Origin of the sequence: Methylocaldum marinum (assembly GCF_003584645.1) — a bacterium.
GTDB lineage: Bacteria > Pseudomonadota > Gammaproteobacteria > Methylococcales > Methylococcaceae > Methylocaldum > Methylocaldum marinum.
The window spans coordinates 219,262-233,234 of sequence record NZ_AP017928.1; the positions used below are offsets into that span (position 1 = coordinate 219,262).

Consider the following 13,973-nt stretch of genomic DNA (forward strand, 5'->3'; position numbering starts at 1 on the left):
GCGATGGCATCCGTGATAAAAACCAGGACACTCGATGGTCGGCCCGTCGAATTTATCGATGAGATCATCGGCCAGGGCGCCATGAAGGACGTCTATTTCAGTCCCGACAAAACCTATGTCGTGGCGTTCTACCGCGACAGACCGAGCCCGCAGAGCCGAGATCGGCTGGAAGCCATCACCGGTGCGTTTCGCGAGCGGATCTTCCGGCAAGAGGGCGGCGAATACTGGAAGAATCTGTTCTGCTGGCCGACCGGGCTGGTGGAGTTGCACGGGCGTATCGGGATCACGGTACCCAGCTACCAGCCGCACTTTTTCTTCCGGTGGGGTTCGAAGCACGGCGACTTCCTGGACATCCGGGGCAAGGAAAAGGAAGGCAAGTGGTTCGCCTCGGCTTCCAACCAAAGCCGCTTCCTCGACCCGCGGGAGCGGGGCGACCGGCTCGGCTACCTGCGCATCGGCGTGCTCATGTCGCGTGCGGTCCGCCGGCTGCACGCCGCGGGACTTGCGCACTCCGACCTCTCCTATAAGAACGTCTTGATCGATCCGGTCGGCGGCAATGCCTGCATCATCGATATCGATGGACTGGTTGTACCGGACAAGTACCCGCCCGACGTGGTCGGCACGCCGGATTTCATCGCCCCCGAGGTAGTGACGACCTCGCACTTGCCCAAGGAAGACCCTGCCCGAAAATGGCCGAACATCGCGACCGACCGCCATGCGCTGGCCGTGCTGCTCTACATGTATCTGCTATATCGCCATCCCTTGCGCGGCGACAAGGTACACGATCCCGACCCGCAGCTCGACGAGACCCTATCGATGGGGGAGAGGGCATTATTCGTGGAACATCCCCATGACCGCAGCAACCGCATCAAACCCGAAAACGCGCGGCCGAGCGAGATGCCGTGGAAGGATACGGACCGGATTCCCTACACGGTGACGGGCCCATACCTGGCGCCGCTTTTCAGCCGCGCTTTCATCGACGGCCTGCACCAGCCGTCGCTGCGCCCCACGGCCGACGAATGGGAACAGGCGCTGGTCAAGACGACGGACCTCATCCAGCCCTGCCGGAATCCGGACTGCGCGCAGAAATGGTACGTGTTCGACAACACCACACGACCCCGGTGTCCCTTCTGCGGCACGCCTTACCGAGGGCTGCTGCCGGTACTCAACCTCTATTCGTCACGGCAGGAGGGCCACTTCAAGCCGGACAACCACCGGCTGATGGTCTATCCGAACCAGTCGCTCTTTCCGTGGCACGTCGACCGATCCATCTCTCCGAACGAGCGGTTCTCGGACGAGCAGAAACGCCGGGTGGGTTATTTCGTACTCCGGGATGATGCCTGGTTTCTCGTGAACGAGCGCATGCCCGGGATGCTGGATGTGGGCACAAAAACCGAAATTCCCATAGGCGAAAAGATCCGTCTTCAGGACGGGCAACAATTGCTGCTGTCGCGGGAGGAGGGGGGACGGCTTGTGGTTGTGCAGATGGTTGACGCCCGGTAATGCGACCGAAGAGGGCTTAACCGTTGTTCGAGGAGCGATCCCGAGTTGCGGGGTTTGCCCGCTGCTGGTCGGAGATCGATCGACGTGCCGGGATTAACCGGACACGGGTTCGCGTGGTTTGCGCGGACTTATTTGAGAACTTGGAGGTATCAATAGTGCTGTGGAACGGGCCAGAGGGCCAGGATATGCAAATTGGTATATCGTCTAAAATTGGGAAGATATATGGACGAAGATGGCTTGTTTTATAAAAGCTAGTATTTGGGCACGGGCTCGGTGGTAGGAGTGTAGTGGTAGATATATAGAAACTGTGTAATCAATTCTTATGCATAAATCAAAGAGAGGTTACATTGAAATTCAAAGGCACTCGTGAAGATTTAATTGGGAAAATTCGGTCTCTTGGCTACTCTTTCGAAGAGCGTGATATAGAAAATGCTCTCCAAATCAAGACAACGGATGGGGCAATTCTAAATTGGTATTCAAGCACCGGAACGGTTAGTTACCAAGGTGATCCGACTGCATCTACTCGACTTAAAGCTTGTTTGGAACCAATACTTGGTGTTTCCGCTTCACCAGCATTTACCACCGTTTCTATGAATTCAGATGTCGCACCCGCAAAGGTTGAAGCGAAAGGTAAAGTCTTTGTAGTCCATGGTCACGACCAAACATCTCGCGAGCAGCTCGAGCTTATTCTTAGAGTTGTTTCAGATGCTAAACAATTGTAAATCAACAGATTTTGTAGTTCCAAAGCCCGGCGGAAAGTGAGAAAAAATAATCCACGAAGTGACCCAGATGATTTCTAATCCGATGCATCAAGCAGTGGAAGAACTTCATGCCGCCGATGGCATGCTCAACGATGACCCGCGTGGCGGCTTGTTTTCTGTTCTGTTTCTTCTGCTCAGGCGTCAATGTCGGATTAGGGTTTTTCTTGGATTTTCTAGGTTTCTTGTGGGGTAGATATATTTGGGTGCTTTGATAATCTTTGTCCGCCCCCAGAAATCCTAAGTCAAGCCATAAACCGACCTTCTCGAACCACGCTGAACCCGGCGTGAAGACGTCTTTCATGAGTGTGTAGTCATGTACGCTGCCTGCCACAATGCGGCTCTCTCGGATTTGCCGTGGTAAACCCTATATCTAGTAGACATTATCGGAAACTAGCATGGTAGTCTGTCATTGAATAACGAAGAGAACTAAGAGAACTAAGGGCAAGAGTATGGTTTCCTACGAAGACGTGAAGCAAAAGCCGAAGACATTGATGGCCATGACCAGTCTGAAGGCCTCCGAGTTTGAGGAACTCTTGGTTTCTTTTGCGGCGGCATGGGACGAAGAAACCGGCAGGAACCTGACTAAAGGAGGGCGTCCGCCGATTATCGCGAGCATGGCCGACCGGCTGCTGTTCATCCTGTTCTATCTGAAGACCTACCCTCTGCAAGAGGTCATCGCGCATCTGTTCGGCATGAGCCAACCCCAGGCCAACTTCACGATCCACCTGTTGAGCAGGGTGCTCAATAAGACACTTGACGCCCGCGGGCACAAGCCCGCCCGGCTCACCGAGGAGATGCTGTCCAGGCTGGAGCAGGAGACGCGGCAGGACTTGGGCATAGACGGAACGGAAAGGCGCATCAACCGCCCCGTCAACGACCTGGGGCAACGCATCCACTACAGCGGTAAAAAAAATGCCACACCGTGAAGAACAACCTTGTCGGCGGCCTGGAGGACCGGCAGGTCAAGTACTTGGGCTCGACCCATGAGGGCAAGAAGCACGACAAGAAGATCTGCGACGAAGAAGGGACCCGGTTCCCCGACGGCGTCGAGCTGTATCGCGACAGCGGCTTCCAGGGACACGAACTGGCGAATGTCACAGTCCACCAGCCGAAGAAGAGGCCGCGCAACGGCCGGCTTTCGGCCGACGACCAGGAGGCTAACCGGCTCCGCTCAAGCATCCGCGTGATCATCGAACACATCCTCTCGGGAATCAAGCGGTGCCGCGTCGTCAAAGACGTGTTCAGGAACACCAAGGAAGGCTACGACGATGTCGTCATTGAATTGGCCTGCGGCCTGCACAATTACAGGCGCTACTGCCGAAACCAGAGTTATTGATAGCCGGCCTTTTCCTCTGTTCCGGTTATGAAAGGTGGTTTCCGATAATGTCTAATGTCTATTTTAAAATCCATCCAGACATGGAGCTATATATTCAAGACGGCGATCCACTAATAGATAGTTATGAGGTATGGTCGCAATTATTTGAAACAAATGAAAACATAGATGAATTCTTTGCTAATCGTTACATCAAATATGAATATCATCCAGATTGAAAATAAACATAACAATTCAATCAAGTACGCCCGCCTTCCAGGCGGGCCGGACGCGCTAACGCGCGCCGCTTATTTCCGTCGTTAGCTGCAAAGACACGCAAGATGGTTATCGCAGACTTCAAAGCATTCCTGGCTGATCATACCGCCGACCAAGTTTACGATCGGTGTATTCTTACCGGATCCTGTTCTGCCATCTCTGATGATGCAGCACATACTGTGCGAGATAATATCGCCCAGCGATTTGGTGTCGAATTTGCTAACGTAGTAATCGTGGGCTCGGCCAACTTAGGATTCAGCATCAAACCGAAAAAACGCTACGTGTCCTTTGGGGAGGAGTCCGACATCGATGTGGCGTTAGTGTGTGACAAGCTTTTCGAACGTGTATGGAAGGAAGTTTTTTTGTTCGAGAAGTCCGGGGCATTCTGGACGAGTCGAAATGACTTTCAGCGGTATCTTTCCAAAGGCTGGATAAGGCCAGACAAATTGCCATCAAGCCCAGTATTTAGATTCAGTAACGAATGGTGGGATTTCTTCCGCACCATCAGGATCTCTGGAGTCCCGTTCAAAATATCAGGCGGAATATACCATTCTCACTTCTTCCTCCGGGAATATCAGAAAATTTGTATCGAACAATGCAAGGTGGAGGCATGATGGATACATCGGCATCGAATCGACGACTAAGAACGCTGCTAACTGCTATTCGGAGCGGAGAACTTGTTCCGCGGCCCGACTTTCAGCGTAGGCTGGTATGGAACAACAAAGACAAAAACCTATTTATTCAAACAGTGCTGGAGGGTTTGCCGTTCCCGGAAATATATATAGCCGCTGGCAAAGTGGACTCAAGAACAGGAGAGGGTTCTGAGGTTCTTGTCGATGGCCAACAAAGAATAAGCACCCTATTCCAATATTTCACCGATTCCGCTGACCTTAGGCTGTCGGCTGAGACCCCCAAGTACAGCAGTCTTCCTCAAGAGAAACAAATCGAGTTCCTTGAGTACAAGGTGGTAGTGCGTGATCTCGGTGCGCTGCCAATAGATGATATAAAACGTGTATTTCAGCGGATCAATTCAACTTCGTATGGCCTCAATGCCATGGAGATGAATAACTCTAGGTACGCTGGGGCATTTAAACAATTGGCAGATTGGCTGGCATCGCAGGATGTGCTCAATGAACTGGGTGTATTTTCTGCCAACGACATTCGGCGGATGAATGACCTTCGTTATTGCTCGGCGATGTTGGCCAGTATCTTAGGACCTTATTTCAACCGAGACAAAGAGATCGAGGACTTTCTCTCAAAGTATGATGAGTTTGTGCCAGAGGAGGAGAAGATTAGAGCTGGCGTTACAAAGGTGCTCGATCTCATTTCGGCTATGAATTTCCCAAAGGAGTCGAGGGCTAGAAAAAAATCCGATTTCTTTACGCTGTTCGTTGAGATATATCGACATTTTGATGCTTCAGATAAACCCATCAGCCCTTCGGTCTTGCGGGAAGAGCTTGACCAGTTTTTTGCCGCAGTCGATGCTGCCGGTCCTGACGATAATTCAGATGCAGGTAAATACTATTGCGCTACGCTTCAAGCCAGCAATGACCGCATGAGCAGGATTACGCGTGGAAAGATGATTTCCGCACTGATCGATAGCGCAGCTAACAAGACGGTCAACCGGACTCCCTAACGGTCGCCCGTTACCTTGTCGTTAGCCGCCAAACAATTCAATTCTAAGAGAGGGAAATACTATGAGTAAGATACCAACCGATATAGAAAGAAGTCTGGGCATGAATATAAGTAGGATTTGTCCATTTAATATCGCGAAGAACAATTCTGAAAATCATTGCGCACACTACGTTTCGCACATCATGGGTTACGAGCTGCCTGGCGCCACATGCAAGAACGCCACTTGGGCCGACAAACAAAAACCCGCGAAAGGCGCCACTATTAGAGTTAATGATTTGTTCGGCGCGGTACCCGTCACCGGCCCATTAGCTAATAAGCCTGCTGCACTAACGGAATGCTTAATAGAGTTGTACCTGATGCTAATGCATGGTATTGATAGCCCACTTGTTTCTCAAACAAATCCGAATATAAAAACCTTCCATGATCTACGACAAATTTAGCCAAATAACCGATGACCGCATCGTGGCATCGTTGATTGGAATGCCCAAGGCGAAGTTCACAGCCCTCGTCAAAGTATTCGAGTCGGCCGCTCAAGCCATCGATCGAGAGCGTGTCGAAAAGGGCGAGATAAAACACGTCAAACAGGGCGGCCCTAAAGGTTATCTTGATTCTTACGAGAAAAAGCTGTTTTTCGTTTTGTACTATCTGAAAACCTATCCCACTTTTGACGTTCTGGGCTTTCATTTCGGTTTTAGTGGCGGACATGCCCATGCCCACATCGACCGGTTGCTGCCGGTTTTAGTGCGAGCGTTGACAAGCCTCAACGTCATGCCGGAGCGCACGCTAACAACCCCAGAAGAATTCTCTCAACTCATTGATCAATATAAGAACATAGCGATCGATGGCGTGGAGGTCGCTTGCGTTCGACCCCAAGATGAAACTGAACAGGAAAAGCATTACAGCGGAGAAGGAGCACAGGAAGCGTAGCGGCAGCGGAGCGAAGTGCGACGACCCCCGCGTAGCCGTAGGGCCGGCTGTTTTGTCGGAGTCGGAGTGAGAACGGAGGCGGAGACAAAACAGAAGGCCACCGACACGGCGTCAAGTCATTGTGGGAGCCGTGCCGGCGTGCGTAGCGAAGCGGAGTACGCGGGCGTGGCGGACGCAGGACGAACGCGGGCCGCCGAAGGCACTACTCGTCGCCAATTTTTGGCTCCTTTTGGTGACTGGGAAGTCCCAAAAGGTTTTGCCAAAAATGGCGACGCAATCGAAAAAAAAGACATACGCTCAAATCCCTCGTAATCTCCGACTTTAATCGAAGGATATTGTTTTTGTGCTGCATTGTGGCAGGCAGCGCACCCCATTACCCACAAGTCCTTTGCCTATGGAGGCCAGGCCAGTCGCGCCGATCCAAGTGCTTGATTTTCGGCTTGCGCCAGTGGGCCATCGCCTTGAATCGGAACTTTGGTGTGGCAGGCAACCCATTGATTTAAAAGCTGTAAAAAGATGTGGGTAATGGGGTGCAGGCAGCGTACATGACTACACACTCATGAAAGACGTCTTCACGCCGGGTTCAGCGTGGTTCGAGAAGGTCAATTTATGGCTTGACTTAGGATTTCTGGGCGCGGACAAAGATTATCAAAGTACCCAAATACATCTACCCCACAAGAAACCTAGAAAATCCAAGAAAAACCCTAATCCGACATTGACGCCTGAGCAGAAGAAACAGAACAGAAAACAAGCCGCCACGCGGGTCATCGTTGAGCATGCCATCGGTGGCATGAAGTTCTACCACTGCATGATGCATCGGATTAGAAATCATCTGGGTCACTTCGTGGATTATTTTTTCTCACTTTCCGCCGGGCTTTGGAACTACAAAATCTGTTGATTTACAATTGTTTAGCATCGGAAACAACTCTATTGGTGAAAAATCCATTCTACGATCTCGTTTTATTCACATAACGCTGAGCTAGCCGGCGCCCATTAAGCGCGCAGCGCTTTGGGCGTCCGAGCTAAGCGATTTGTTATGAATCGTATTATTCATTAAAAGTACTTTTTATTTTATCTCTTGTTTTTATCAATGTATTAGTTACTTTCTCTATAGTATTTTCTTTTATTTTTTCATCAAGATATTTAAGTGCTGTATACTTTTCTAAATAACGGTAGTCTTGATTTTGTTTTTCAAGTACAGGGTAAAGTTTCTTGACGTTTGCAATATCTATTTTATTGTAAATCACTACTTTTATATCGTATTTGGTAGGGCGCGACTCACCATGCGACTGCCACTGCCACCATTCCATACCAATAATTTCACTGGCAATTACCTGCGGCCCAAAGTCACTATAACTAAGAACAAGGGTATTTTGATTATTTGAATTCGAGCAACTATATATAAGAATTGCAATTGATAAAATTAATGACCTAAACATTATTAACCTCCGCATTTCAATTTCGCTGATGCTGCTAGATGCGATGCTTGGTCATAAGGAATAACAATCGCGCCACTGAGCCACGGAAATACTCTAATTGCTGTTGCTTCATACAATTCAGAACCAATTTTATCCCAATGCACTTCATATACTTTGCCTTTTGAGAAAAGCCACGTGTGCATTCCACCTTTAGACAAACCGAAACCAAACTTGACCATTTCCAGGCTTGCAATGTCAACTGTATTTAATTTAGATACAGACGCGGATTTATTGAGCTTTTGAAAGGCAGGGTGAGTTTTTGGGGTAATTGTGTAGTTTTGTACTTTATATTCAAGTGGTATTTGATAATACTTGCAAGTATTCATGGCCAAATGACTAGAATAAGAGTGCTCAGGATTTGCATCTAAAGGATGCTTAGAATCAGGATTTATATATACGCCTTTCCAGTTATGTGTATTCACAAGATATTTAGCGAGATCCGTACCACGTTTACCTAGCTTCCATACTTGTCGTGCAGCAGCATCATTACCTATTTTATCAAAAGCATAACTGATAACATTGAGCGTATATGTGATACAGTCAGTGGACGTGTAATCTTTATATTTAGTTGGGTCTTTTTTTCTTTAACTCACTTCCTACCTCATTAGAATGATTGTTAAACAAATCCATCATTTTCTCATGTGCATAATCAGTAAAGGTTTTCATGATTTTTACCTTAAAATTATTGTGATATTTTCCACCTACGATTTATAACGAATAAGCATTTATCCGTCGTGCGCGAGCGAGGTTGCCAAAGAAGGCGGGAGGGCAGATCGCGCATGACGGATAAATGTCTGTTGGACTAAACCGCGACCTCCCCGACGCTGGCCAGTCGGTACGGCGCTCTTTAATTATAGGGGATTGTATTCCCGTGGTGGTTCGGAGAAGTCACAGGCGCCGCTGCGGCGATAGGGACTGGTTGAAGCCGACCGGCCGGCGCTCGGAAAAGGGCGTAGGGCGGGTTGGGTGGGGCTTTTTGGGGATCCCCATGGGGGCTTTTCCAAGCCATGGGACACAGGATTCCCCAGTCCCCTTTGAACCTGTCGTCCAGAGGAGGACTCTTGATGCTGAAACCGGTTAAATGGCATCCCATTACCCACAACTGTCAGCCGACGCCATAGACATTGCGGGCGGCCTGAAACGCCTCAACGTACGCCATGAGCTTCAGCATGCCCTCCCAAAGCGCCTTGGGGCCGGGATGGCCGTCGCCCTTGCGTCCCGGGAAGCCGCCGAAGCCGGCGACCATCCGGGTCATCTCCCCTAGCGTAGGCGGCGTTTCGGGCGGCGGCTGGCGTTTCGCCACCAACCACGCCGCCTGCCATTCCTCGGGAGCGAAAACGACCTCGCAAGGCAACTGCGGACAGTCGCGGCCCAGCGTAACCAAGTGCAGAATCCGCCAGGCGATGATCAGATAAACCACCAACGCTCGTTCCAAGCGCTCCACCGTCGCCAATTGCAGGGCCTCGACCCGGCAGCCGCTTTTCAAAATGCGGAAGAAAATCTCTACCAGCCAGCGCCGGCGGTACCAGGCGATGCGCAGACACGCCTCGTCTAGGGTCTCGACTGCTTCATGGGTGAGCAACAGCCACTCGATGGGCTTCTCGCCGGCCGGCGGCGACTCTTCCCGCGCCAAGATCACAGTGACCTCGCAGGTTTTGCTACCGCACCGCGCCAGCGTCACCCGCGCCATGCGCAGGCTTTGCACCACGGTCCGGCCCGTCCGCCCCGGCGCCGGCGGCAAGGCAAATTCCACCTCCCCTAGCGCCGACTGGCTTTCCACTTGGGCGCGCAGTTTCCCACCCTCGGCCAGCACCCGGTCATGCCGCGCCCGCACCAGATAATCCGCCGGATGCCCCAGCGCCGCCGCGCGGTCCAACAGCGCACGGATGTCACCCTCGCGGTCGGCTACATAGACCAATCGGGTCGAAGGAACCTGTGCCGCCAGTTCTGCCACCCGCTCATAGCCTTCGATCCAGCGCAGGCTTTCCGGCACGTCCGCCTCGCTCTTGGGCTTGCGCGCCCACATCCAGGCGTCCAGCACCCCCAACGCCACCCCACTTTCACTCACCGCCAGAGTCGGATGCAGGTACATCCCGTGTTGCCGCTCATAGCTCAAGCGCCCCAGGCCCACGATCCCAGGCTGGCTGGTAAAATCCAACTCCGTCGTATCCTGCAGGCACAGCACCCGCTCCAGGCCGACCATTCGGCCGATTGTCGGTGGGCGATGCGCCTCCAGCATGGCGCGCCAGTCCAGCGCCTCATTGTCCAACAACCGATAAGCTGCCTTGGTCTCCCCCCAGCCGCCACAAGCGATGGGGATGCTCGCCGTCGGATTCGACGACAAATCGTCGGCCAGCCGGATCAATCGCTTCGTCAAGCGTGAGTCTCCCAACACCGCCCCGCCAAACTCATCTTTCGCCCACGCCACAAAATCAGTACAAAATCAGAAATCAACAGCCTACAACATCAGGAGACTTGTGGGTAATGGGGTGGTTTCAAGCGGAACGCTGGGCAACAAGAAACCAGCCGATAATGTCGAATTGACCGCTTCCCGTTCGTCTATTGGTTGCCCATTAACGGGCACTATTTAAGGAGACACCCATGAAAATCGCCATCGAGACCGTGATAAAGGCTAATCTGAGCAGCGTCTGGAATGCTTGGAACAACCCTGAGGACATCAAGCAGTGGAACGCAGCCTCGGACGACTGGCACACCATACGGAGCACCGTGGATCTACGCGAAGGCGGGAAGTTTCTGTCGCGCATGGAAGCCAAGGACGGCAGCATGGGCTTTGACTTCGAGGGTACATATACCCGCATCGTGCCTCATAAGATCATCGAATATCGGATGAGCGACGGCCGGGAGGTCGAGGTTGAATTCGTCGAGCGCGCCGACAACATCCTCGTGAAAACGGTGTTCGACGCCGAGAGCGAGAACCCGCCGGAGATGCAGCGCGCAGGTTGGCAGGCCATCTTGGACAATTTCGGGCGATATGTGGAGATGAAGCGTTAGCAGGCCTGCAGGCCGCCACGCGAGCCCCGTGTTTGCCAGGGCTAGCGTGGTGGGGCACCGACGGACGGCGCCATCCCTCAGAACTTTTCGATCTGGTCCAGGGCCTGTGCCAGTGTTGCGACTGTACGGTCGATGTTTTGTAGCTTGTCGAGTCCGAACAAGCCGATGCGGAAGGTCCTGAAATCGGCGCCTTCGCCGCATTGCAGCGGGACGCCCGCCGCGATCTGCAGTCCGAGATCGGCGAATTTCTTGCCGGTCTTGATGGCGTCGTCGCTGGTGTAGCAGACAACCACACCGGGCGCGCCGAAGCCGACCGCAGCGACAGATTTCACGCCGCGTTCGGTTAACACCGAACGCACCCTGCGACCGAGTTCAAGTTGCTCGTGGCGCGCCTTGGCGAATCCGTACGATTCGGTTTCAAGCATGACGTTTCGCAAAGAACGCAGGGCGTCGGTCGGCATGGTGGCGTGATAGGCGTGGCCGCCCAGTTCGTAGGTTTCCATGATCTGCATCCAGCGCTTCAGGTCGGCGGCGAAGCTGGTGCTGGTGGTGGTTTCGATGCGGTCGCGCGCGGCCGGACTCAACATGACCAGCCCGCAGCAGGGTGGGGCGCTCCAGTCTTTCTGCGGGGCGCTGACCAAGATATCCACCCCGAGTTGGCGCATATCGACCCACACCGTGCCGGATGCGATGCAGTCGAGCACGAACATGCCGCCGACGGCGTGTACCGCATCCGCCACAGTGCGCAAATATTCATCGGGCAGGATCATGCCGGCCGATGTTTCGACGTGCGGCGCGAACACGAGGTCCGGCTTTTCGCGGCTGATCGTACTCACGACTTCTTCGAGGGGAGCCGGGACGTAGGCGGGCTGCGGCTCGGGTTCGACCGGGCGCGCGCTCAAGACGATGGAATCCGATGGGATGTTGCCCATCTCGAAGATCTGGATCCAGCGATAGCTGAACCAGCCGTTACGTATGACCAAACATTTTCTGCCTGTGGCGAACTGGCGTGCCACGGCCTCCATGCCGAAGGTGCCGGATCCGGGTACGACAATGGCAGTTTGGCCGTTGTAGACGGTCTTAAGAATGCGCGAAATGTCGCGCATGCTTTCCTGAAACACTTTCGACATGTGGTTGGTCGCACGGTCGGTGTAGACAACCGAGTATTCAAGCAGGCCATCCGGGTCGACGCTGGGTAGTAATCCAGGCACGGGTTTGTCTCCTCGCTGTTTAACTCAAATCATGCAATTTATGCGCCGTCAGAGACGGCGTGAATTCGCGGGCGCATTCCTAGGTCGTTCGAATTAGCGAAAAATAAGGTTCTCTCGCAGGTTTCCGCTCGCCGAGTCCGGATGCGAACTGGCCGGGAAATTGTCTGGAGTACGACAAGTACGGAAACGCGATGACACGGTCTAGGGGATTTTTGAACATAGAGCAAGCAGCCAGGTACCCCATTTCCGGTTTTTCATTCAGCACTCCGGCACGTTGACCGGAATGTGTACGGCCAGACCGCCCTCGGCGGTTTCCTTGTAGCGGCCGTTCATGTCTTGCGCGGTTTCCCACATGGTTTGAATCACCGCATCCAGGCTGACTCTGGCGTCGAGCGGATCGCTGTCCAGCGCAATGGTCGCCGCAGTGATCGCCTTGACTGCGCCCATGGTATTGCGCTCGATGCACGGAATTTGCACCAGCCCGCCGACCGGATCGCAAGTTAGGCCGAGGTGGTGTTCCATAGCGATTTCCGCCGCTTGTAACACCTGTTCCGGCGAGCCGCCCGACACTTCCGCCAGCCCTGCGGCCGCCATCGCAGACGATACGCCGATTTCAGCCTGGCAGCCGCCCATGGCGGCGGAAATCGTGGCGTTTTTCTTGAACAAAGTTCCGATCTCCCCGGCGGTGAGGATGAAGCGGACGATCTTGTCCTCGTCGAAGTCGTCCAAAAAACTCCAGGCGTACATCAGAACGGCGGGAATCACGCCGGCCGCGCCATTGGTGGGGGCGGTGACGATTCGGCCGAACGATGCATTCTCTTCGCTGACCGCCAGGGCGAAACACACCACCCATCGATCGACGTTGGCGAAATCGCGGGATTGACGGCGCAGAAGATTTGACCACTGCTCTATGGTCGTATAGGAGGTGTCGTTCAGCAATCTTCGATGCATCTCCGGAGCCCGGCGCCTGACGCGCAAGCCGCCGGGCAGGTACCCCTCACGGTGCACACCGTGGAAAACGCAGCGCTGGATTTCCCGCCACAGACGTAACGCCTCGGCGGCAATATTTTCCCGGGACCTCCACGCTTGTTCATTCAGATAGGTCAGATCGGAAACCGAGAGCACGAGCGCCTTGCAATTTCGCAGCAAATCCTGTCCCGAGTGGCAGGGGTAAGGGGTTACGATACGTGCCGTAAAAGCCGGCTCGGGGTCGTCGTCGGAAGCGACGAATCCGCCGCCGAGAGAAAAATAAATGCGCTCGACGACGCCGCCTTGGGTAAGGATGGCCCGGAAGTGCATTGCGTTGGGGTGGCGTGCCAGGGTGGTGGAACTCTCGAATACCAAATCCCGCTCGTAGATGAAAGGGACGTTTTCTTTTCCGCCCAAAGGCAGCACGCCGCTGGCCTTGATTTCGGCAACCCGTCTCGGAATGACAGCAGGGTCGACACTGGTGTAATCCTCGCCGGAAAGGCCCATCAAGACAGCGACGTCGGTGCCGTGTCCGCGTCCCGTTTTGGCCAGGGATCCGTAGAGTCGGACGTTAAGCGACCGGACCCGGTGCGGATCACCCAAAACTTGCAGAAACAGTAATGCCGCCCGCCACGGCCCCATTGTGTGGGAGCTGGAAGGGCCGATTCCGACTTTAATGATCTCGAATGCACTAATGGAATCCATGAAAATTCGTAAACAATCCATGACGATCGCTGACGATCGCGCGGAAGCCAAACGGAGGAAAGGCTAAAATTTGACCAAGCCGCGCCACAGCATCACCCGAAAATTCGGCTTCCGGAGTTTTGCCAGGCTCTCGATCGACGCCCCGAATACGTGACAGCCACGTCCGGCCGGTACGTATTATCGG

At 53.5% G+C, this 13,973-nt stretch carries 17 protein-coding genes; 11 read left to right on the plus strand and 6 right to left on the minus strand.

Going from position 1 to position 13,973, the window contains the following annotated elements; translation table 11 throughout:
• The first annotated feature begins 3 nt into the window (after positions 1–3).
• Together sS8_RS01050 and sS8_RS27490 are read left to right on the plus strand one after the other, a co-directional pair.
• Positions 4–1,503 (plus strand): helix-hairpin-helix domain-containing protein, encoded by a 1,500-nt coding sequence (locus sS8_RS01050; RefSeq protein ID WP_119628025.1) that lies wholly within the window; start codon positions 4–6, stop codon positions 1,501–1,503.
• Positions 1,504–1,850: 347 nt separating this feature from the next.
• Positions 1,851–2,225: a hypothetical protein gene (locus sS8_RS27490; RefSeq protein ID WP_145986362.1), complete on the plus strand. Its 375-nt coding sequence runs from the start codon at positions 1,851–1,853 to the stop codon at positions 2,223–2,225.
• Between the two features lies 1 nt (position 2,226).
• Here sS8_RS27490 and sS8_RS01055 read toward each other — a convergent pair whose 3' ends face one another.
• Positions 2,227–2,595 carry a transposase family protein gene (locus sS8_RS01055; RefSeq protein WP_328286478.1) on the minus strand — a complete coding sequence of 123 codons (369 nt, stop codon included), beginning with the start codon at positions 2,593–2,595 and terminating at the stop codon, positions 2,227–2,229.
• 118 nt (positions 2,596–2,713) lie between these two features.
• On the opposite strand from sS8_RS01055, the gene sS8_RS01060 reads away from it, so the two are divergent.
• From sS8_RS01060 to sS8_RS01085, 8 genes are all read left to right on the plus strand, one after another.
• Complete coding sequence (locus sS8_RS01060) at positions 2,714–3,190, plus strand: helix-turn-helix domain-containing protein (protein WP_119628026.1); 477 nt, start codon at positions 2,714–2,716, stop codon at positions 3,188–3,190.
• Entirely contained in the window at positions 3,187–3,600 is a 414-nt protein-coding gene (locus tag sS8_RS01065) for a transposase family protein (RefSeq protein ID WP_119628027.1), read from the plus strand. The genes sS8_RS01060 and sS8_RS01065 overlap by 4 nt, the downstream gene beginning before the upstream one ends.
• A 47-nt stretch (positions 3,601–3,647) precedes the next feature.
• A complete protein-coding gene (locus sS8_RS27870; RefSeq protein ID WP_170160892.1) occupies positions 3,648–3,815 on the plus strand; it encodes a hypothetical protein in 168 nt (55 codons plus the stop codon).
• A 102-nt stretch (positions 3,816–3,917) separates the two neighbouring features.
• Positions 3,918–4,466 (plus strand): hypothetical protein, encoded by a 549-nt coding sequence (locus tag sS8_RS01070; protein WP_119628028.1) that lies wholly within the window; start codon positions 3,918–3,920, stop codon positions 4,464–4,466.
• Positions 4,463–5,488 (plus strand): DUF262 domain-containing protein, encoded by a 1,026-nt coding sequence (locus sS8_RS01075; protein WP_197716654.1) that lies wholly within the window; start codon positions 4,463–4,465, stop codon positions 5,486–5,488. Before sS8_RS01070 ends, sS8_RS01075 begins: the two co-directional genes overlap by 4 nt.
• A 61-nt stretch (positions 5,489–5,549) precedes the next feature.
• Positions 5,550–5,927, plus strand: a complete 378-nt coding sequence (locus tag sS8_RS27495; RefSeq protein WP_145986363.1) for a hypothetical protein — start codon at positions 5,550–5,552, stop codon at positions 5,925–5,927.
• Positions 5,908–6,414, plus strand: coding sequence for a helix-turn-helix domain-containing protein (locus sS8_RS01080; RefSeq protein WP_119628029.1), 507 nt, complete (start codon positions 5,908–5,910; stop codon positions 6,412–6,414). The genes sS8_RS27495 and sS8_RS01080 overlap by 20 nt, the downstream gene beginning before the upstream one ends.
• Before the next feature lie 559 nt (positions 6,415–6,973).
• Positions 6,974–7,312, plus strand: coding sequence for a transposase family protein (locus sS8_RS01085; protein ID WP_119628030.1), 339 nt, complete (start codon positions 6,974–6,976; stop codon positions 7,310–7,312).
• A 148-nt stretch (positions 7,313–7,460) separates the two neighbouring features.
• Here the strand turns inward: sS8_RS01085 and sS8_RS01090 are convergent, their stop codons facing one another.
• From sS8_RS01090 to sS8_RS01095, 3 genes are all read right to left on the minus strand, one after another.
• Positions 7,461–7,853, minus strand: coding sequence for a hypothetical protein (locus sS8_RS01090; RefSeq protein WP_145986364.1), 393 nt, complete (start codon positions 7,851–7,853; stop codon positions 7,461–7,463).
• Positions 7,854–7,855: 2 nt separating this feature from the next.
• The gene (locus tag sS8_RS27500) at positions 7,856–8,314 is read right to left on the minus strand and encodes a hypothetical protein (RefSeq protein WP_145986365.1); all 459 of its coding nucleotides are present in this window, start codon (positions 8,312–8,314) and stop codon (positions 7,856–7,858) included.
• Between the two features lie 683 nt (positions 8,315–8,997).
• Entirely contained in the window at positions 8,998–10,320 is a 1,323-nt protein-coding gene (locus tag sS8_RS01095; RefSeq protein ID WP_119628032.1) for an IS4 family transposase, read from the minus strand.
• Positions 10,321–10,493: 173 nt separating this feature from the next.
• Here sS8_RS01095 and sS8_RS01100 point away from each other — a divergent pair, with 173 nt between their 5' ends.
• Entirely contained in the window at positions 10,494–10,904 is a 411-nt protein-coding gene (locus sS8_RS01100; RefSeq protein WP_119628033.1) for an SRPBCC family protein, read from the plus strand.
• Between the two features lie 77 nt (positions 10,905–10,981).
• Here the strand turns inward: sS8_RS01100 and sS8_RS01105 are convergent, their stop codons facing one another.
• Both sS8_RS01105 and sS8_RS01110 read right to left on the minus strand, forming a co-directional pair.
• On the minus strand, positions 10,982–12,115 hold the full coding sequence (locus sS8_RS01105) for an aminotransferase class V-fold PLP-dependent enzyme (protein ID WP_119628034.1): 1,134 nt from the start codon (positions 12,113–12,115) through the stop codon (positions 10,982–10,984).
• Between the two features lie 258 nt (positions 12,116–12,373).
• On the minus strand, positions 12,374–13,789 hold the full coding sequence (locus sS8_RS01110; protein WP_119628035.1) for an L-serine ammonia-lyase: 1,416 nt from the start codon (positions 13,787–13,789) through the stop codon (positions 12,374–12,376).
• Positions 13,790–13,973: the final 184 nt, after the last annotated feature.